This window comes from Xenorhabdus japonica (genome assembly GCF_900115195.1).
Taxonomy (GTDB): domain Bacteria; phylum Pseudomonadota; class Gammaproteobacteria; order Enterobacterales; family Enterobacteriaceae; genus Xenorhabdus; species Xenorhabdus japonica.
The window spans coordinates 40796-58590 of the sequence record NZ_FOVO01000010.1 but is presented as its reverse complement, the minus strand read 5'-3'; the positions used below and the strand labels follow the sequence as shown (position 1 = coordinate 58590).

The following is a 17795-nucleotide window of genomic DNA, read 5'->3' as shown; positions in this document are numbered from 1 at the left end:
TTGCTGTGATCTATAATATTAATTTAACCTTCGTGCAAACCGCATTCGCGTTTCAAACCAAAAAAACGGGTTTGTTCTTCATCCATGCCCAGTTCCCATTTTTGGGTGGTATGAATGTCCCCTACAGAAAGATAACCCTGCTCCCATAATGGATGGTATTCGAGACCATGTTTTGTCAGGTATTGATGTACCTGACGATTATCCCAATCAATAATGGGCAGAATTTTGAAAACACCCCGTTGAATTGCCAGCACAGGTAACTTGGTACGGCTTGCTGATTGCTGGCGCCGCAAACCTGCAAACCAACTTTGTGCTTGCAGGTTTTTCAATGCCCGATTCATCGGCTCAACTTTGTTGATTTGATTATAACGTTCAATCCCTTCCATTCCCTGCTCCCATAACTTGCCATAACGTGTTTCTTGCCAAGCCGGAGAGTGGTCTGCACGAAAAATCTTCAAGTTCAGGTTGAGTTTTTCAGTTAGCTTATCGATAAATTGATAAGTTTCAGGAAATAAGTACCCCGTATCGGTAAGAACCACAGGAATATCAGGATACTCCTGTGTCACAAGATGCAAGCAAACTGCTGCCTGAATGCCAAAACTAGAGGAAAGCACAAATTCACCGGGTAAATTTTCCAATGCCCATCTCACGCGCTCATGGGCATCCAACAATTCCAGTTGTTGATTGATTTCTGCCAATGATGTGGTTTGTTGCTCTGGTGTCAATTCCACCAGCGCCGATAAATTTAGCTGGCTCATCCTGCCTCCTGCCAGTCATAAAAATCGACGGCTGAGTTCAATACTGGCTTGATAATATCTGCGCGGATCAGGAAATCACCAAAGCATTCATCAACATGGCGTTCTGATGCCCAGCGGCCTATTAATTCATCCAGTATCTCAAGAATCTCTGTTGAGGTAATATTTTCCCTGTGCATACGAGGAATTCGGTCACCAATGCAGTTCCCACCAAGATGCAGGTTGTAACGATCAGGCGCTTTACCCACCAGCCCAATTTCTGCCAGCATCGCCCTGCCACATCCATTCGGGCAGCCTGTAACACGCAATATGATTTCTTCATCACCAACACCATACTTTTCCATCAACGCATCAACGTGATCGACAAAAGTTGGCAAGAAACGCTCTGCTTCGGCCATCGCTAATGGGCAAGTAGGAAATGAAACACAAGCCATAGAGTGGTGACGCAGAGTTGTCACGCTATCATCAATTAAACCATGACCACGGGCAATTTCTTCAATCCGCGATTTTTCACTCTCAGGTATCCCTGCCACAATCAGGTTTTGGTTAGCCGTCAGACGAAAATCTCCTTTGTGTATTTTCGCAATTTCTGCAATACCTGTTTTTGATGGTTTGTTGGGATAATCCAGCAAACGACCATTTTCAATAAATAAGGTCAGATGCCATTGATCATCAACTCCTTTTAACCAACCAATTTGATCCCCCCGACCTGTGAATTTATATGAGCGAATTGCTTCAAATTTCACGCCAGCACGTTTTTCAACCTCTTTTTTAAAGATTTTGATACCCACACGTTCAAGAGTATATTTGGTTTTCGCGTTTTTACGCTCGGTTCGATTGCCCCAATCACGTTGGGTTGTAACTATCGCCTCCGCAATTGCCAGTGTATGCTCCAGTGAGATAAAACCAAATTCACTCGCCAGTCGTGGGAAGGTTTTTTTATCGCCGTGGGTCATGGCTAATCCCCCTCCCACCAGCACGTTAAAACCGATCAATTGATCATTTTCTGCAATAGCGACAAAGTTCATATCGTTGGCATGCAAATCCACATCATTTTGTGGCGGAATAACTACTGATGTTTTGAACTTACGTGGCAGATAAGTAGTACCAAGAATAGGTTCTTCATCGGTTGTCGCAATTTTTTCTTTATCCAACCAGATTTCAGCATACGCATTGGTACGGGGCAGTAAATGTTCCGATATTTTTTTCGCCCACTCATAAGCCTGTTGGTGTAAAGCAGATTGCACCGGATTGGATGTACACAGCACGTTTCGGTTGACGTCATTGGCGGTAGCCAGTGAATCTAACCCTATCTGTGCCAATAATTGGTGTGCTGGCTTGAGGTTATCTTTTAAGATCCCATGAAACTGAAATGTTTGTCGGTTAGTCAATCTAATGCTGCCATACAATGTATTTTCCGTCGCAAACCGATCAATGCCCAACCACTGGTTTGGGGTAATAATTCCCCCCGGCAAGCGACAACGCAACATCATGGCATAGCGCGGTTCGAGCTTTTGTTCTGCGCGTTCTGCCCGGATATCACGATCATCCTGCTGATACATTCCATGAAAACGGATGAGGAGGAAATTATCGCCCTCAAATCCACCTGTCAGCCCATTTTTTAAGTCTTCACGTATTGTCCCTCGCAGATAATTGCTGTCCAACTTCATGCGTTCACTATCTGCAAGTTTGCCTTCAACAATCAAAGGTCCTTGTTTTTCTTTGCTCACATTGCTCATGTTAATTGCTCATGTTAGTAAACATCTCTCTGATAACGGCGCTCAAGGCGCAATTCACTCAAGAATTCATCAGCCTGTTCAGCATCCATGCCACTATGTTGTGAAATGATGTCCAATAGGGCTTGTTCTACATCTTTTGCCATGCGATTCGCATCGCCACATACATACAGATGAGCGCCTTCTTGAATCCAGCGCCAGATTTCTTCTCCCTGTTCATGTATTTTGTCTTGTACATACACTTTGTGTTGCTGATCCCTTGACCATGCCAGATCAATGCGGGTCAATAAGCCATCTTTCATGTAGCGCTGGAATTCAACCTGATAAAGAAAATCTTCGACAAAATGCGGGTTACCAAAAATCAACCAGTTTTTACCTTCAGCCCCCTGACTGTCACGGTGTTGCAAAAATGCCCTGAACGGAGCAACCCCCGTTCCCGGCCCAATCATGATGACTGGTGCATCCGAATCAGCCGGTAAACGAAAATTGTTGTTTTGTTCGATAAAAACCCGGATGTTGTCATCTTCCTGCAAGCGATCCGCCAAATAACCTGACGCTCCGCCTGTATGGGTACGCCCTTCTATGTCATAACGAACCACTCCCACGGTAATATGGACTTCGTTTTCCACTTCAGATTGTGCGGAGGAGATGGAATAGAGCCGAGGTGTCAATGGACGCAATAAGTCAATAAATTGCTGGGCTTCTGGATGTGCAGCAACAGCTCTGACCATATCTACAATCGGTGTTATCTGGGCGTATTGCTGCAATGCTTGTTTGTTCGCGATTAATGCCAACAGTTTTTCATCTTTCGCCAATGCGGCATATTTTTCAACAATCACGCCGGTATTCTGAGTCAGCTCTACATGGCTGATCAGAGCCTCACGCAGTGGAAGTGACTTTCCATGCACATTGATTTGTTCTGAACCCTTCAACCAAAGCAAGGTGATTAATTCATCCACTAAAGCCAGATCATTTTCAAACCAAACGCCAAGGGCATCCCCTGGCTGATAGCTCAATCCTGAATCCCCCAAATCAATTTCAATATGGCGAACATCTTTGTCAGATCCACGTCCCGTAATTTTCTGGTTAGCCGACAGAGTAGCTGTTAGAGGCGTTTCTTTGATGTGCGCTGAAATGACCTGTGAAAAAGCTATTGATGAAGAAGTTACCGATGAAGAAGCTATCGGTGAAATAGTCGGTTTTGCCTGCACTGGCAAACGCTGTTTCAAAATTCCCGTAATTTTCTGGCGCCATTGATCAGCTTGTTCTTGGTATTCCACATCAGCATCAACACGCTCCAGCAAACGCTGTGCCCCAAGCTCATACAGACGATTGTCAAAATCTTTCCCTGACTGACAGAAATTTTCATACGATGTATCCCCAAGACCAAATACGGCATACGCTGTCTCTTTCATTGACGCGGCTTTTTTGGAATGGAGATATTTATGGAGTGCCACAGCTTCCTCAGCAGGATCACCTTCACCTTGTGTCGAAGCAATAATAATCAATACACGTTCTTGGGAAATTTGTTTAAATTTATAGTCACCCGCATTAATCAGATTTACGTTGAGATTTTCAGCCAATAGTGAATCTCTTAGTTGTTCAGCTAAACGACGGGCATTGCCTGTTTGCGATGCAGAAAGCAAAGTCACTGTTTCTTGTTCGGAAACATCAGATGCTTCCATCTCAATTTGTGGTTGGTGATTCACCATTCCCCAAAAATAGCCAGATAACCAAGCTAATTGATGTGGTGAAAAATCATTAATTGCAGATTGCAAGCGTGATAATTGTTCTGGAGAAACAGGTAGTAATGCAATTGAAGGTGGTTTTGTTGTCATTTTCCCAGTGCCCTTTGCTATATAGCCGCGATCCATGTTGTAAAAAACATATGTAAAAAATGTAGGAATCATAAACATGGATTAATTATCAGGTTATCCCAGAATAGGGGAGGTATTTAAAGAAAGGATCGCAATATCTCATAACTAAAACGCCTAACTTTATTTACAGATTTAATATATCGATAAAGTCGTTAAGGATTGTGCTTTTTATCTCCAGAAAAATCACGTTAAGCTTGTAAAGTTCAGGTAGAATAGCCGACCTTTTGAAATCAGGGGAAAGCACAATGAGTACAACTATCTTTAAAGATTTTCAATTTGAAGCAGCACATCATCTTCCAAACGTGCCAGATGGACATAAATGTGGGCGTCTGCATGGGCATTCATTTATGGTACGTCTAGAAGTCACCGGAGAAATCGATCCTCACAGTGGCTGGCTAATGGATTTTGCCGATGTAAAAGTTGCTTTTAAACCGATCTGGGAACAGCTCGATCACCATTATCTCAATGAAATCCCCGGGCTTGAAAATCCGACCAGCGAAGTCTTGGCCAAGTGGATCTGGGAAAAGTTACAACCGACGCTGCCTCAACTCAGTGCTGTGATGGTCAAAGAAACCTGTAGCGCAGGTTGTATCTATCGAGGCGAATAAGGATTCAGCACCAGAATCTGGTGCTGAATGAAATTCAGGCGATATTCAAATACTTATGGGTTTGCATCGAAAAACGCCAATTACGGGCAATGCAGGTTTCGATGCACAGGCGGGTTGCATCTTCTTTCTGACTAATTGGTTGTAACGCAATAAACGGAATAGGATTTCCATCAAGCATAGTCAATAATTCATCCAATGCTTCAATATCTCGCTGTCGTCCGACAGGATGCTTGATTTCATCGGCACGCTTCATGGCCTCAGGCAAAACCTGATACCCCCCGCGCATTTTCACTTTAGGAGAAACCGTTACCCAAGTTTTGTCAGTGCACTGAATCGTATGTGTACCACTTGTCTCTACCTGACATTGATAGCCTTCACTTTCCAGTGTTTCCGTCAAAGGACGCAAGTCATATAAGCACGGTTCTCCCCCGGTAATGACAATATGTTTCGCACTGTAGCCTTGACGAGTGAATATACTCAGCAACTGTCTTGCGGTAGCAACACCCCACAGATCGCTGTCTTGCGATTTCAGTAAAATATTATCCATAGACTGTTGTTTATCAGTCTCTTTTTCCCACGTATGTTTGGTATCGCACCAACTGCACCCTACCGGACATCCCTGTAATCGAATGAAAACCGAAGGCACACCGGTAAACACTCCTTCTCCCTGTAATGTTTGGAAGATTTCATTTATTGGGTAAATCATAAAAAAACTCTGGTTTTAATAAACTGCCCGTTATTATTACAGATATCTATCCCGCGAACATCCATCTTTATGATATCGTACGAGGTTGCTTTTACTGGCATCTCAAGCCAGGCAGAGCATCGTATGCCTAAAATACTCTCAGGCATGAAAGGATAGATGGGAATAACGAATGCAAAATAATGAAAATCAGCTTAAACAGGGTCTGAGCGTGCGGCACATTCGCTTCATGGCTTTAGGCTCTGCAATAGGCACGGGGCTGTTTTATGGCTCAGCAACAGCAATACAGCAAGCTGGCCCCGCTGTATTGCTGGCCTATTTAATCGGCGGTGCTGCCGTATTTATCGTGATGAGAGCACTTGGCGAAATGGCCGTTCACCATCCCGTTTCTGGTTCTTTTTCGCAATATGCCAGCCATTATCTGGGACCTTTGGCCGGTTTTTTAACGGGCTGGATCTATGTTCTTGAAATGCTGTTTGTTTGCCTGGCTGATGTTACCGCATTCGGCGCATATATGAAGCTTTGGTTCCCACATGTCGATCAGTGGATTTGGGTTCTGGGGATTGTATGTTTTATTGGTGCCTTGAATCTGTGTCACGTAAAAATCTTTGGTGAAATGGAGTTCTGGCTTTCGATCGTTAAAGTTACCGCCATCATTGCCATGATTATCGGTGGTCTTGCCATTATGTTTTACGGGTTCGGGCAAGCAACAGAGCATGCAACTGGTCTATCCAATTTATGGGAACATGGCGGCTTTATGCCAAATGGCATCAGTGGAGTGATAGCTTCATTTGCTATTGTTATGTTTGCCTTTGGTGGCATAGAAGTCATTGGCATCACTGCTAGTGAAGCGAAAAATCCAGAAAAAACGATCCCTAAAGCAATCAATGCTGTTCCATTCCGTATCTTGATCTTCTATGTTTTGACCCTGTGTATCCTGATGAGCATCTATCCATGGGATCAAATTACTCCGAATACAAGCCCATTCGTACAGATTTTTTCCAATTTGGGAATTAATTCAGCCGCAAATATTCTGAATATGGTAGTAATTACTGCCGCTATTTCTGCTATTAATAGTGATATTTTTGGTGCAGGCAGGATGATGTATGGTATGGCTCAGGAAGGGCAAGCCCCCAAGTCATTCAAGAAACTAACGCGCAATGGTGTTCCATGGATGACTGTTCTTGTCATGATTGCAATTCTGTTACTTGGTGTGGTTCTGAATTATCTGATCCCAAAAGAAATCTTCATTCTTATCGCTTCTGTCGCCACATTTGCAACCGTCTGGGTATGGCTGATGATTTTAGTTTCACACGTTGCCATGCGCCGCCAAATGAGCCCGGAAGAAGTTAAGACACTGAAATTTCCAATCCCGATGTGGCCAATTGCCCCTGTAATTACGATCGTCTTTATGGTCAGCATCATTGTATTGCTGGGCTATTTTGAGCTAACAAGAAATGCGTTATATGTTGGTATAGGTTGGGTATTGATTCTGACTCTAGCCTATTTTATTGGTGTGAAAAAGAAGCTACCAATAACTCGCTCTGCTAATCGATAATAATCAATCTTTTTTCAAAAAGCGTCGGTGATTTCTGACGCTTTTTTATCTTTTTCCGCTAAAGCAACAAGTTTTTTGTCAGCTATCATCACAAAGAGAAATTCACCATCAAGGGGTTATGATCAGAAGCTCCTGTCATTACAACTTCTGCACTCAAAACTTTTAATTCACGATAAAAAATAAAATCCAACGGCTTACCAAAAACAATCGTTCTATGGTCATCATTAAAATGCACTTCTTTCAATTGCATACGGCGTGCGAAACGTTCCAGTATTTTTAATCTCTGCCGACTCCATGCATTAAAATCTCCAGCAAAAATTACGGGGCCATTATGTAAGCTTATGTGGATACCAATATTATTTAATTGCCGGCTATAAACATCTATACCAAGACTGAAGTTAATGGCATGCACGTTTATCACCATCAACTGACGTTTATCTGGCAACGGATAAACCGTGATTAATGATGATTTAGATAACCTGAGTATCGGTTCTTTCTCACGAAGTGGACAACAATATATCGGTGAAGACGATGCTAATGTCATCACACCTGATGGGTGCTGAGGGATAGCAAATGCAGGAACCTGATCCGCAACCAATCCGCTAGCTGCAATGAATTCCAAGAGAGCCGGGGTCGTTTGCGCCTCTTGCAGTAAGATAAGGTCACTCTTCTCGATTAACGAAGTCAGAACACTTTGCCATAATGGGCGTTGCTGCTTATAGATATTCCAAATAGCGATAGAAAGTTCGTTATTGCTGGCAAGAATCGGTTCCCCACGTGGCAACGCGGCTTCTTCTAATAGTTGTTTAGAAGTAGGAAAAACTTGTTCTACAGGCTGACCCGCGATATATCGCATAGCATAATTTTTTTTCGCATATCTCATCCTCATATTTACAAGCTTTCTTTCATACAGCCTTCTCGCGTAGCTTTTTCTTTCCAAGCTTACCTCCGCTATACGCTCCCCATTCGATAGTGAGAAAAATACACTTTATACAAATGAATTTGATATTTTTGTCATCAATCCGATAAATACGGAAATAATAGTCCCTTGCTATGAATTTTGTTCTGAACAAAATATATTCCAAAAACTAAAATCCATCAAAAGAGTTGAGGATTGTCATTTTAAACTAAATAAGGTTTATTACTTTGAAGCTTATAAATATATCTTAGATTTTGATTTTGGGTTTTCTCCCAATAATTTCGGATCATGTATTCAATCCGTTGAAATCCCTTAAACATAATATTCACACTCAATGAAAGTACCGATGATTTTGTCATGCATCTCAGAGGCTTTCTTGAAATAATGTGAACATCAAGGGAAATTGACGGCTCTATTTAATCTGTGATCCTCTGACTGTTTCAGTGTGCGTATTCAGGGGATCAGGGGACGTGAAGAATGATTATGATGGATGCTAAAGCCCCGCTCACCGTGGATGTGATTGTCAAGGTGGCACAAGGAAAAATCAGTATTATTAAATACTATTGTGGTAAGACACAGCGGGCAATAATTCTACTGCGATGTGATGATATCTTCTTTCAAGGGGGGGAATCCGTTACACTGATCGACTAGTATTATTAATTCCGAAGACCTTTCAGGAGTATAAGTTCCATGTACCAAGAACTGATCCGCAGTGAGTTATCCGAGGCCGCAGATACGTTGGCTAATTTCCTTAACGATGATGCAAATATTGATGCGATTCAAAAAGCTGCTGTTTTGTTAGCTGATTCATTCAAGGCTGGGGGAAAAGTGCTTTCCTGTGGTAATGGTGGCTCGCATTGTGACGCCATGCATTTTGCGGAAGAATTGACAGGCCGTTACCGTGAAAATCGTCCGGGATATCCGGCCATTGCGATTTCCGATCCTAGCCATTTATCCTGCGTGAGCAATGATTTTGGTTATGACTATGTATTTTCTCGCTATGTTGAAGCCGTCGGTCAAAAAGGTGATGTATTACTGGGCATTTCGACTTCGGGAAACTCTGGCAACATCATTAAAGCGGTTGATGCAGCCCGTGCCAAGGGTATGAAAGTTATTACGCTGACTGGCAAGGATGGTGGAAAAATGGCAGGTACGGCAGATGTTGAAATTCGGGCACCTCATTTTGGTTATGCAGACCGTATTCAGGAAATTCATATCAAAGTCATTCATATCTTGATTCAATTAATTGAAAAAGAAATGGTAAAAGCCTGATTGCTGTTTATTAGGAATAGGCGTTAGAGGTAGGCAATGTGTGAATTACTTGGCATGAATGCCAACGTGCCGACAGATATTATTTTCAGTCTGAGTGGCTTAATTCAGCGTGGTGGGCATACCGGCCCTCATAAGGATGGCTGGGGAGTTACCTTCTATGAGGGATTGGGATACAGAACGTTTAAAGATCATCAATCCAGTTGTCATTCACCTGTGGCTCAATTTGTACAAGGCTGTCCGATCAAATCAGAAGTGATTGTGGCGCATATTCGTCAGGCAAACAGAGGTAATGTTTCTCTGGTCAATACCCATCCATTTACCCGTGAGTTGTGGGGAAAATACTGGACTTATGCCCATAATGGTCAACTTAAGGGATACAATAAGTTGAAAACGGGTAGTTACCGATCGGTTGGGGAGACAGACAGTGAATGGGCATTTTGCTGGATATTGCATCAATTATCGTTGAAATATCCTAAGCGGCCTTCCAACTGGCCGGCAGTATTTAAGTTTATTGCCTCTCTGGCCCATCAGCTGAGAAAAAAAGGTGTTTTCAATATGTTGTTGTCGGATGGACAGTTTGTCATGGCTTACTGTTCGACCCAATTATATTGGATTACTCGTCGTGCTCCTTTCGGCAGGGCTAAATTACTTGATCAGGATGTTGAAATTGACTTTCAGCAGCACACCCAATCAGGGGATGTAGTATCAGTGATTGCGACTCAACCTTTAACTGGAAATGAATCTTGGCATCGTATCGAACCAGATAACTACGCACTATTCCATCTTGGAGAGAGGATAGTCTGATTCATTATTCTATTCTATAAGGGGAGCTGATTTTTTGGGTTTACATTAACAACATATTGCCCATGATGAAATGCACTTTCCGCGTACTGATATATTAACCCGGCGTGAAAATAGAGAATATTTACACGCTGGGTTAATAGTAATAGGCTTAATGAAAGCCAAAAAACTATTTTTTCATAACATAATCTGATAGTTAGGTGAAATATCAGGATTGAGATAGCAATTTTTTGATGAAATGATGAGTAAAAGATAGCGGTAATATCCTGTTCTTGTGAGGTTACTTTTCAGTTGAAAATTGCCTTTATGTAGAGAAAGGCGAGTCGATAATTCGTTTTTATCGAGTGGTTGACAGTTCAGCAGAGAAATTATTCTTATTTGCTTGAGCCAAGTCACTTGATTAATCAGACAGTCAGTGGGCGAGATGTTAGAATTGCCGCTGGCGAAAATTAAGAGAAAATTGTAACGATTATTGGAGTGAATAACCTGAGATATATATCGCTCAAGGTGTTTTTTATTATTGAAGTCGCTGCATTACCCTAAGGGAATACCGTAGGGCTATCTGTAGTATATGATTTAACTGATAAACTTGTGCAAATCTTATGATAAAAATTAAAAAAGGACTCAACCTCCCGATAGCAGGAGAGCCTGCCCAAGTTATAGAAGACGGTCCAACAATTCGTCATATCGCTTTACTGGGCGAAGAATATGTTGGAATGCGTCCTTCTATGCTGGTTAAGGAAGGTGAGCATGTTAAAAAAGGGCAAATTCTTTTTGAAGACAAGAAGAACCCAGGGGTTATTTTCACTAGTCCTGCAAGCGGTAAAATTGTAACCATTGGGCGTGGTGAGCGCCGTATTCTGCAATCTGTCGTTATTGAAGTGAATGGTGATGAGAAAGTTACGTTTGATCGCTACGAACGCGCTGAACTTGCTGGCCTGAGCCGTGAACAGGTAGAGAAAAATCTGCTTGCGTCAGGGCTGTGGACAGCATTGCGTACACGTCCTTTCAGTCATTCTCCTGTTCCCGGTTCCATACCAAAGGCAATCTTTGTTACGGCAATGGATACTCAGCCACTGGCTGCTGATCCTTTAGTCGTTATTGCAACTCAGGAAGAGGCTTTTGTTGATGGCCTGAATGTTCTGTCAAAATTGACAGATGGGAAAATCCACGTCTGCCACGGCGCTGGAAATATTCCAACAGCAGGAAATAACGCTCAAATTATATATAACCAGTTTGCTGGCCCGCATCCAGCAGGTTTGGTTGGTACTCATATTCATTTCATTGAACCTGTCAGTGCTCAGAAAATGGTATGGCATCTGGGGTATCAGGATGTCATTGCCATCGGTAAACTGTTTACCACAGGCGAACTTTACACTGATCGTGTAGTATCTCTGGCTGGGCCGCAGGTTAAATCACCACGCTTGGTATGCACCCAACTGGGCGCTGATTTGCTGGAATTGACGCAAAATCAGTTGAAAGAAGGTGACAACCGTATCATTTCTGGTTCCGTATTGTGTGGTACAAAATCAGATGATGCCCGCCATTATCTTGGCCGCTTCCATACATTAGTTTCCGTTCTTGCAGAAGGTCGGGAAAAAGAGCTCTTCGGTTGGATCGCTCCGGGCATTAATAAGTTTTCTATTACCAGCACCACAATTGGTCATTTCCTGAAAAAGAAACGTTTCGCTTTCTCAACCACAACAAATGGTGGGGAACGTTCCATGGTGCCAATTGGCAACTATGAGCGTGTAATGCCACTGGATATCATGGCAACGCACCTATTGCGTGATTTGCTTGCAGGCGATACTGATAGTGCTCAGGCGCTGGGTTGTCTGGAGTTGGATGAAGAAGATTTGGCATTGTGTACCTATGTTTGCCCGGGCAAATATGAGTACGGTCCAGTACTGCGTGACGTGCTGACTAAGATTGAGCTGGAAGGGTAACTCATGGGCCTGAAAAATTTATTTGAAAAAGTAGAGCATCACTTTGAGGCCGGCGGCAAACTGGAAAAATATTATCCTCTCTATGAGGCAGTAAGCACAGTTTTCTACACGCCGGGTACAGTAACAAAAGGGCGTGCCCATGTTCGTGATGCCATTGATCTCAAACGCATGATGATCTTGGTGTGGCTATCCGTTTTCCCTGCGATGTTTTGGGGAATGTATAACGTCGGGAATCAGGCAATACCAGCCCTGACTCATTTATATAATGGAGATGCCTTACAGCAGGTTCTGTCTTCTGATTGGCATTATGTACTTGCTCAGTATCTTGGTGCGTCATTGACACCAGATGCAGGGTGGGGCAGTAAAATGCTGTTGGGAGCGACCTACTTCCTGCCAATTTATGCGGTTGTTTTTGTCGTTGGTGGTTTCTGGGAAGTTTTGTTTGCCATTATCCGTAAACACGAAATCAACGAAGGCTTCTTTGTCAGTTCCATTCTGTTTGCACTGATTGTTCCTCCAACCCTGCCATTGTGGCAGGCTGCTTTGGGGATTACTTTCGGCGTAGTGATTGCGAAAGAAATCTTTGGTGGTACTGGTCGTAACTTCCTTAACCCAGCCTTGGCTGGTCGTGCGTTCCTGTTCTTTGCTTATCCAGCCCAGATTTCTGGCGATTTGGTCTGGACTGCAGCTGATGGTTTCTCTGGTGCAACGCCTTTGTCTCAATGGGCAACTGCGGGTAGCCATGGCTTGATGAATACCATTTCCGGGCAGCCAATCACTTGGATGGACGCTTTCATTGGTAACATTCCCGGTTCAATTGGTGAAGTATCCACTCTGATGATTTTCATCGGTGGTGCCATAATTTTGTTTGCTCGTATCGCTTCATGGCACATCGTTGCTGGTGTAATGATCGGTATGATTGCAATGTCTTACCTGTTTAATGTGATTGGCTCCAGCACTAACCCAATGTTCGCTATGCCTTGGTACTGGCATATGGTTCTGGGAGGCTTCGCTTTCGGTATGATCTTTATGGCTACTGACCCTGTATCCGCTGCGTTTACGGATAAAGGTAAATGGGCATACGGTATTCTGATCGGTGTTATGTGTATTTTGATCAGAGTCGTAAACCCAGCGTATCCAGAAGGAATGATGTTGGCGATTCTGTTCGCTAACCTGTTCGCGCCACTGTTCGATTATCTGGTCGTACAGGCCAATATTAAGCGGAGAAAAGCCCGTGGCTAATGATAAACCAAAAAATAATGACAGCATCGGCAGGACATTTCTCGTTGTTTTTGTGCTGTGCCTTGTATGTTCAATTGTGGTTGCTGGGTCAGCTGTAGGTTTGAAAGCACAGCAGCAGGAACAGAAACTGCTGGATAAACAGCGTAATATTCTGGAAGTGGCTGGTTTGTTAAAATCGGGCATGACGGCTGCAGAAATCAAAGAAATCTATAGCAGCCGTATTCAGCCTGAATTACTTGACTTGAAAACAGCGACATTGGAAAAAAGCAGCGGCGATTTCGACCTGAATAATGCTCTGCGCAGTGACGAAACCAGTATCGCTTTATTACCAGAGCAGGATCTGGCGAAAATTCGCCGCCGTGCCAATATGGCAGAAATTTATCTGGTTAAGGATGAGCAAGGCAAAACGACTGAACTGGTTTTGCCAGTGTACGGTTCTGGCCTGTGGTCAATGATGTATGCCTTCGTTGCCATTGATATAGATGGCATAACCTCTCATGGCATCACTTACTACTCTCAGGGTGAAACACCGGGTTTGGGTGGTGAAGTTGATAACCCACAATGGCGTAAGCAGTGGGTAGGTAAAAAGCTCTATAACCCACAAGGCGAGCCAGCAATTAAAGTTGTTCGTGGTGGTGCTGGTGATAACCCTTATGGTGTAGATGGTCTATCCGGCGCGACCCTGACTTCTAACGGTGTTCAGCATATGTTTGATTTCTGGCTGGGTGATAATGGTTTTGGCCCATTCCTGAAAAAAGTACGCGAGGGAGCCTTGAAAGATGGTTGATAGTAAAGAGATAAAACGCGTCCTTCTTGGGCCGCTGTTTGATAATAACCCAATTGCATTGCAGGTTCTGGGGGTGTGTTCGGCACTGGCTGTGACCACCAAACTGGAAACTGCGTTGGTTATGACTATTGCTGTGACATTAGTGACAGCATTTTCTAGCTTTTTCATTTCATTGATTCGTAACTACATTCCAGGCAGTGTGCGAATCATTGTGCAAATGGCGATCATTGCATCGCTCGTTATCGTGGTAGACCAGATTTTGCAGGCTTATGCCTATGAAATTTCCAAACAACTATCGGTGTTTGTTGGTCTTATCATCACGAACTGTATTGTAATGGGACGTGCTGAAGCCTACGCCATGAAAGCACCACCAGTTGAAAGTTTCATGGATGGTATTGGTAATGGTTTGGGTTATGGCGTCATTCTGCTGCTGGTTGGTTTCTTACGTGAACTGTTTGGTTCAGGGAAATTGTTCGGTATTACGGTGCTGGAATCTGTCAAAAATGGTGGTTGGTATCAACCAAATGGCTTGTTCCTTCTGGCACCGAGTGCATTCTTCATTATTGGTATGCTGATTTGGGGTCTGCGGACTCTGAAACCTGCGCAGGTTGAGAAGGAGTAACAAACAAAATGGAACACTATATTAGTTTGTTCGTCCGCGCAGTCTTTATCGAGAATATGGCGCTATCTTTCTTCCTCGGTATGTGTACGTTTTTGGCGGTATCAAAGAACGTTAAAACGGCTTTTGGCCTGGGTGTAGCTGTAACTGTTGTATTGGGAATTTCCGTTCCTGCCAATAACCTTGTCTACAATCTGGTACTCCGTGATGGGGCTTTGATGGATGGGGTGGATTTGAGCTTCCTGAACTTCATTACCTTTATCGGGGTAATTGCTGCACTGGTACAGATCCTGGAAATGATCTTAGACCGTTATGTTCCGGCACTTTACAACGCGTTGGGTATTTTCCTGCCGTTGATTACAGTGAACTGTGCAATTTTCGGTGGCGTTTCATTCATGGCACAGCGTGACTATAACTTCGGAGAGTCCATCGTATACGGTTTCGGCTCAGGCATGGGTTGGATGCTGGCGATTGTTCTGATGGCTGCGATCCGTGAAAAAATGAAATATGCGGATGTTCCGGCAGGTCTGAAAGGATTGGGAATCACCTTTGTCACCACCGGTTTGATGGCATTGGGCTTTATGTCCTTCTCCGGTGTGCAGCTCTAAAGGCGAGAAGAATTCATGGATATAATCATCTTAGGCGTAGTAATGTTTACCCTGATTGTGTTAGTACTGACGGCATTGATTTTGTTCGCAAAATCTAAGTTAGTGAACACCGGGGATATTAAAGTTGAAGTCAATGGCGATGAGGACAAGAGTTTCTCTGCTCCCGCTGGTGACAAATTGTTGAATATGCTTTCCAACCAAGGGATTTTCGTTTCCTCTGCGTGCGGCGGCGGCGGCTCTTGTGGTCAGTGCCGTGTGAAAATCAGTGAAGGCGGTGGTGATATCCTGCCAACGGAACTTTCCCACATCAATAAGCGTGAAGCAAAAGAAGGCTGCCGATTGGCATGTCAGGTTAATGTTAAACAAGACCTGAAAATCGAGCTGCCAGAGGAGATCTTCGGTGTTAAGAAATGGGAGTGTGAAGTTATCTCCAACGATAACAAAGCAACTTTCATTAAAGAATTGAAGCTGAAAATTCCTGATGGGGAAGTGGTGCCATTCCGGGCAGGTGGTTACATTCAGATTGAATGTCCTCCACACGTTGCCCGTTATGCGGATTATGAAGTACCACAGGAATACCGCGAAGATTGGGATAAATTCAATCTGTTTCGTTATGTCTCTGAAGTGAAAGAGCCGACGGTTCGTGCATATTCAATGGCGAACTATCCAGAAGAACATGGCATTATCATGCTGAATGTGCGTATTGCAACGCCACCACCAAGAAATCCAGATGTTATTCCGGGTATCATGTCTTCATACATTTGGTCACTGAAGGCGGGTGATAAGGTAACGATTTCTGGCCCATTTGGTGAGTTCTTTGCGAAAGATACTGATGCAGAAATGGTTTTCATCGGTGGTGGAGCAGGTATGGCACCAATGCGTTCTCATATCTTCGACCAGCTCAAGCGTTTGAGTTCCAAACGTAAGATCACTTTCTGGTATGGTGCACGTTCTAAGCGTGAAATGTTCTATACCGAAGATTTCGATCAGCTGGCGGCAGAAAATGAGAACTTCACATGGCATGTGGCATTGTCAGATGCTTTGCCGGAAGATAATTGGGATGGTTATACAGGCTTTATTCATAATGTCCTGTATGAAAACTACCTGAAAGATCATCCGGCACCAGAAGACTGTGAATTCTATATGTGTGGGCCTCCGGTCATGAACGCCGCAGTTATTAAGATGCTGAAAGACCTCGGTGTAGAAGATGAAAACATCATGCTGGATGACTTCGGCGGCTGATGTTTGTAACATTCTGATTTAATGATAAGCGCCCACTTTTGTGGGCGCTGACGATTCAGAAAGAACCAAAATGGGTCAGAAAGAGTGAATTATGCTGAGTAAAAAAATTATCCACTGGAGTGTGTTGTTATTTTCGGTTGTGCTGCTGGCAGCGTGTGGCGGCCCAGAGCAGCAAAACCTGAATGGGCAAACAATGGGAACGTATTACTCCGTTAAATATGTTGCTGACTCGTCTGCACCTGCCCCAGAAAACCTGCAAAAAGAGATTGATCGGTTGCTGGAAGAAGTGAACGATCAGATGTCCACTTATCGGCCAAATTCTGAATTAAGTCGTTTTAATCAAAGCAGTGAAGTGAATAAACCGTTTCCAGTATCTGCCGCCACAGCGAAAGTTGTCAAAGAAGCTATTCGAATCAATAAGCTGACAGAAGGTGCACTGGATGTCACTGTTGGCCCATTGGTGAATCTGTGGGGATTTGGGCCGGAAGGGCGAATTACTAAAGCACCGACGGATGAGGAGCTAGCGACTCGCCGAGCGTGGACAGGCATTAATCACTTGTCTGTTGAAGGTAATAATCTGATTAAATCCATCCCTGAACTGTATGTCGATCTCTCTTCCATTGCTAAAGGTTATGGTGTTGATGCGGTAGCTGAATATCTGGAATCTCAGAACATTAAAAACTACATGGTTGATATTGGCGGTGAAGTGCGCACATTGGGCAACAATGGCAAAGGCAATCCATGGCGGATAGCGATAGAAAAACCATCGGATGGTGGCATGGCACAGAGCGCTCAGGAGATCATTGAGCCGGGCAATATGTCTGTGGCAACATCGGGTGATTATCGAAACTATTTTGAACAGAATGGCGTGCGTTACTCTCACACCATTAACCCTAAAACCAGCAGGCCGATAACACATAATTTGGTTTCAATTACTGTGATAGCACCGACTTGCATGAGTGCAGATGGTTTTTCCACAGGCTTAGATGTCTTAGGGCCAGAGAAAGGAATGGAAGTGGCTGAAAAGCTGAATATCCCGGTCTTTATGATTGTCAAAACCAAAGAAGGTTTTGAAGAACATTATAGTACGGCTTTTAAGGCATACTTACAGAAGAAATAGAG

General features: G+C 43.6%; 17 protein-coding genes. 12 read left to right on the top strand and 5 right to left on the bottom strand.

Annotated elements, in window-relative coordinates:
- Nucleotides 1-23 precede the first annotated feature (23 nt).
- Genes BM135_RS05975 through cysJ form a run of 3 tightly spaced genes read right to left on the bottom strand, consistent with a single transcriptional unit; the run spans nucleotide 24 to nucleotide 4329 of the window.
- Nucleotides 24-758 (bottom strand): phosphoadenylyl-sulfate reductase, encoded by a 735-nt coding sequence (locus BM135_RS05975; protein ID WP_092518794.1) that lies wholly within the window; start codon nucleotides 756-758, stop codon nucleotides 24-26.
- A complete protein-coding gene (gene cysI / locus BM135_RS05970) occupies nucleotides 755-2494 on the bottom strand; it encodes an assimilatory sulfite reductase (NADPH) hemoprotein subunit (protein WP_422646131.1) in 1740 nt (579 codons plus the stop codon). Before cysI ends, BM135_RS05975 begins: the two co-directional genes overlap by 4 nt.
- Nucleotides 2495-2508: 14 nt before the next feature.
- Entirely contained in the window at nucleotides 2509-4329 is a 1821-nt protein-coding gene (gene cysJ / locus BM135_RS05965; protein WP_092518837.1) for an NADPH-dependent assimilatory sulfite reductase flavoprotein subunit, read from the bottom strand.
- 284 nt (nucleotides 4330-4613) lie between these two features.
- Between cysJ and queD the strand changes: the two genes are divergently transcribed.
- The gene (gene queD / locus BM135_RS05960; protein WP_092518792.1) at nucleotides 4614-4976 is read left to right on the top strand and encodes a 6-carboxytetrahydropterin synthase QueD; all 363 of its coding nucleotides are present in this window, start codon (nucleotides 4614-4616) and stop codon (nucleotides 4974-4976) included.
- 34 nt (nucleotides 4977-5010) lie between these two features.
- Here the strand turns inward: queD and queE are convergent, their stop codons facing one another.
- Entirely contained in the window at nucleotides 5011-5682 is a 672-nt protein-coding gene (gene queE, locus BM135_RS05955) for a 7-carboxy-7-deazaguanine synthase QueE (protein ID WP_092518781.1), read from the bottom strand.
- Between the two features lie 169 nt (nucleotides 5683-5851).
- On the opposite strand from queE, the gene BM135_RS05950 reads away from it, so the two are divergent.
- Complete coding sequence (locus BM135_RS05950) at nucleotides 5852-7237, top strand: amino acid permease (RefSeq protein ID WP_092518780.1); 1386 nt, start codon at nucleotides 5852-5854, stop codon at nucleotides 7235-7237.
- Nucleotides 7238-7325: 88 nt separating this feature from the next.
- On the opposite strand, the gene BM135_RS05945 is transcribed toward BM135_RS05950, so the two are convergent.
- Nucleotides 7326-8120 carry an endonuclease/exonuclease/phosphatase family protein gene (locus BM135_RS05945; protein ID WP_422646132.1) on the bottom strand — a complete coding sequence of 265 codons (795 nt, stop codon included), beginning with the start codon at nucleotides 8118-8120 and terminating at the stop codon, nucleotides 7326-7328.
- Between the two features lie 513 nt (nucleotides 8121-8633).
- Between BM135_RS05945 and BM135_RS16905 the strand changes: the two genes are divergently transcribed.
- From BM135_RS16905 to BM135_RS05900, 10 genes are all read left to right on the top strand, one after another.
- Entirely contained in the window at nucleotides 8634-8807 is a 174-nt protein-coding gene (locus tag BM135_RS16905; RefSeq protein ID WP_175485982.1) for a hypothetical protein, read from the top strand.
- Between the two features lie 39 nt (nucleotides 8808-8846).
- Nucleotides 8847-9428: a D-sedoheptulose 7-phosphate isomerase gene (lpcA, locus tag BM135_RS05940; RefSeq protein ID WP_092518778.1), complete on the top strand. Its 582-nt coding sequence runs from the start codon at nucleotides 8847-8849 to the stop codon at nucleotides 9426-9428.
- 36 nt (nucleotides 9429-9464) lie between these two features.
- Complete coding sequence (locus tag BM135_RS05935; RefSeq protein ID WP_092518777.1) at nucleotides 9465-10232, top strand: class II glutamine amidotransferase; 768 nt, start codon at nucleotides 9465-9467, stop codon at nucleotides 10230-10232.
- Nucleotides 10233-10831: 599 nt separating this feature from the next.
- On the top strand, nucleotides 10832-12175 hold the full coding sequence (locus tag BM135_RS05930; protein ID WP_092518776.1) for a Na(+)-translocating NADH-quinone reductase subunit A: 1344 nt from the start codon (nucleotides 10832-10834) through the stop codon (nucleotides 12173-12175).
- A gap of 3 nt (nucleotides 12176-12178) precedes the next feature.
- On the top strand, nucleotides 12179-13417 hold the full coding sequence (locus BM135_RS05925; protein WP_092518766.1) for an NADH:ubiquinone reductase (Na(+)-transporting) subunit B: 1239 nt from the start codon (nucleotides 12179-12181) through the stop codon (nucleotides 13415-13417).
- The gene (locus BM135_RS05920) at nucleotides 13410-14204 is read left to right on the top strand and encodes a Na(+)-translocating NADH-quinone reductase subunit C (protein ID WP_092518764.1); all 795 of its coding nucleotides are present in this window, start codon (nucleotides 13410-13412) and stop codon (nucleotides 14202-14204) included. Before BM135_RS05925 ends, BM135_RS05920 begins: the two co-directional genes overlap by 8 nt.
- Nucleotides 14197-14826, top strand: coding sequence for an NADH:ubiquinone reductase (Na(+)-transporting) subunit D (locus tag BM135_RS05915; protein WP_092518762.1), 630 nt, complete (start codon nucleotides 14197-14199; stop codon nucleotides 14824-14826). Before BM135_RS05920 ends, BM135_RS05915 begins: the two co-directional genes overlap by 8 nt.
- An 8-nt stretch (nucleotides 14827-14834) precedes the next feature.
- Entirely contained in the window at nucleotides 14835-15431 is a 597-nt protein-coding gene (gene nqrE / locus BM135_RS05910) for an NADH:ubiquinone reductase (Na(+)-transporting) subunit E (protein WP_086107962.1), read from the top strand.
- Between the two features lie 15 nt (nucleotides 15432-15446).
- Entirely contained in the window at nucleotides 15447-16673 is a 1227-nt protein-coding gene (nqrF, locus tag BM135_RS05905) for an NADH:ubiquinone reductase (Na(+)-transporting) subunit F (protein WP_092518760.1), read from the top strand.
- A 91-nt stretch (nucleotides 16674-16764) separates the two neighbouring features.
- Complete coding sequence (locus BM135_RS05900; protein ID WP_092518758.1) at nucleotides 16765-17793, top strand: FAD:protein FMN transferase; 1029 nt, start codon at nucleotides 16765-16767, stop codon at nucleotides 17791-17793.
- Nucleotides 17794-17795: the final 2 nt, after the last annotated feature.

Excerpts from the sequence above, each read along its gene's own strand:
- BM135_RS05975 (WP_092518794.1), bottom strand. The coding sequence starts at position 758 with ATGAGCCAGCTAAATTTATCGGCGCTGGTGGAATTGACACCAGAGCAA.
- cysI (WP_422646131.1), bottom strand. The coding sequence starts at position 2,494 with ATGAGCAATGTGAGCAAAGAAAAACAAGGACCTTTGATTGTTGAAGGC.
- cysJ (WP_092518837.1), bottom strand. The coding sequence starts at position 4,329 with ATGACAACAAAACCACCTTCAATTGCATTACTACCTGTTTCTCCAGAA.
- queD (WP_092518792.1), top strand. The coding sequence starts at position 4,614 with ATGAGTACAACTATCTTTAAAGATTTTCAATTTGAAGCAGCACATCAT.
- queE (WP_092518781.1), bottom strand. The coding sequence starts at position 5,682 with ATGATTTACCCAATAAATGAAATCTTCCAAACATTACAGGGAGAAGGA.
- BM135_RS05950 (WP_092518780.1), top strand. The coding sequence starts at position 5,852 with ATGCAAAATAATGAAAATCAGCTTAAACAGGGTCTGAGCGTGCGGCAC.
- BM135_RS05945 (WP_422646132.1), bottom strand. The coding sequence starts at position 8,120 with ATGAGATATGCGAAAAAAAATTATGCTATGCGATATATCGCGGGTCAG.
- BM135_RS16905 (WP_175485982.1), top strand. The coding sequence starts at position 8,634 with ATGATTATGATGGATGCTAAAGCCCCGCTCACCGTGGATGTGATTGTC.
- lpcA (WP_092518778.1), top strand. The coding sequence starts at position 8,847 with ATGTACCAAGAACTGATCCGCAGTGAGTTATCCGAGGCCGCAGATACG.
- BM135_RS05935 (WP_092518777.1), top strand. The coding sequence starts at position 9,465 with ATGTGTGAATTACTTGGCATGAATGCCAACGTGCCGACAGATATTATT.
- BM135_RS05930 (WP_092518776.1), top strand. The coding sequence starts at position 10,832 with ATGATAAAAATTAAAAAAGGACTCAACCTCCCGATAGCAGGAGAGCCT.
- BM135_RS05925 (WP_092518766.1), top strand. The coding sequence starts at position 12,179 with ATGGGCCTGAAAAATTTATTTGAAAAAGTAGAGCATCACTTTGAGGCC.
- BM135_RS05915 (WP_092518762.1), top strand. The coding sequence starts at position 14,197 with ATGGTTGATAGTAAAGAGATAAAACGCGTCCTTCTTGGGCCGCTGTTT.
- nqrE (WP_086107962.1), top strand. The coding sequence starts at position 14,835 with ATGGAACACTATATTAGTTTGTTCGTCCGCGCAGTCTTTATCGAGAAT.
- nqrF (WP_092518760.1), top strand. The coding sequence starts at position 15,447 with ATGGATATAATCATCTTAGGCGTAGTAATGTTTACCCTGATTGTGTTA.
- BM135_RS05900 (WP_092518758.1), top strand. The coding sequence starts at position 16,765 with ATGCTGAGTAAAAAAATTATCCACTGGAGTGTGTTGTTATTTTCGGTT.